We start from the raw sequence: 1,091 nt of genomic DNA, 5'->3' as shown, positions 1-1,091 counted from the left end.
AACAGTTCACCACTCCCGTCGACACGGTGGTCGCCCGGATGCGCGCGCTGGACGCGGCCCTTCCGGCGCGGGACGGGGTCGCGGTCTTCAACCGCGTCTACCTCGCCGTCACCGAGGCCGTCGACCGGCGCATCGACGCCGGACGGTTCCCGGACCCGCGGGCCGCGATCACGCTGGACGTGCGGTTCGCGGAACGCTATCTGGCGGCGGTCGACGCGGCCGCCGAGGAGCGCCGCCCGCCTGGGAGTGGCCGCCGCAGTCGCGGTCCGGGATGGCGTACACCACGACGACCGGCACCCGGCCCTGCTCGGCGGCGCCGGAGGTGACGGCCGCGACCCGGGAGGTGATGGTCGCGGGCGTGAAGTCGGCGAACCACACGGAGGCCGGCTGGTCGGCGATACGGGACTCGATGACCGGGCGGCGCGGGTCGTCGGGGTTGGCCCGCACCCAGTTGAGGATCTGGGACTCGGGGTGGCGGTAGAGACGGGTGTGCACGGTGGCGGTCCGCTGCTCCCGTTCGGTCCGGCTGGGCGAGGGCGTGGGCGCCCCCTTCTCGGTCGCGGATGCGGATGCAGACGAAGGCGGCGAGGGAGAAGGTGTCCCCGGCGACGACGGCACGACCGGCAGGCGCTCCAGACGGGTCGAGGCGGACCCGCTCGGCGACGGCCGCGCCTGGTCCGAACCGTCCCCGTCGTCCCACGCGGTCAGCACGCCGGTGACCGTGCCGACCGCGACCACGACGGAAGCCGCCGCCACCATGGTGCCCCGCCGGGCGGCGCGACGGCGCTCGGCCCTGCGAGCGGCCAGGCGCCGGGCACGTAAGCCTGACACGGTGCTGCTCCCCCCTCTTCGGCCCGTTCTCGGCCCCGCGCGACGGACGCGTTCCCCCGTTCCGGGGAAGCGTCGGGCCCGTCGGCACTCGGGCAAGCCTAGAACTGGGACCCTGCCCCCATGACGCAGTTGGAACAGTTCACCACTCCCGTCGACACGGTGGTCGCCCGGATGCGCGCGCTGGACGCGGCCCTTCCGGCGCGGGACGGGGTCGCGGTCTTCAACCGCGTCTACCTCGCCGTCACCGAGGCCGTCGACCG

The 1,091-nt window shown here is 74.8% G+C and carries 1 protein-coding gene and 2 pseudogenes; 2 read left to right on the top strand and 1 reads right to left on the bottom strand.

The annotated features are described in order from the left end of the window. A pseudogene (locus tag ACTWQJ_RS51700) lies at positions 1-305 on the top strand (DUF5995 family protein); the annotation flags it as partial. Here the strand turns inward: ACTWQJ_RS51700 and ACTWQJ_RS51695 are convergent. Next, positions 289-759, bottom strand: a pseudogene (locus tag ACTWQJ_RS51695) (glycoside hydrolase family 6 protein); the annotation flags it as partial. The pseudogenes ACTWQJ_RS51700 and ACTWQJ_RS51695 sit on opposite strands and share 17 nt — an antisense overlap. 192 nt (positions 760-951) lie before the next feature. Between ACTWQJ_RS51695 and ACTWQJ_RS51690 the strand changes: the two are divergent. Continuing rightward, the coding region (locus tag ACTWQJ_RS51690; protein ID WP_443313254.1) for a DUF5995 family protein at positions 952-1,091 on the top strand (140 nt) is incomplete at its 3' end.

It is taken from the genome of Streptomyces sp. KR55, from assembly GCF_052245645.1.
In the GTDB taxonomy this organism is placed as follows: domain Bacteria; phylum Actinomycetota; class Actinomycetes; order Streptomycetales; family Streptomycetaceae; genus Streptomyces; species Streptomyces flavusporus.
The sequence above is the reverse complement of the archived record's forward strand: the minus strand, read 5'-3'. Positions and strand labels throughout refer to the sequence as shown.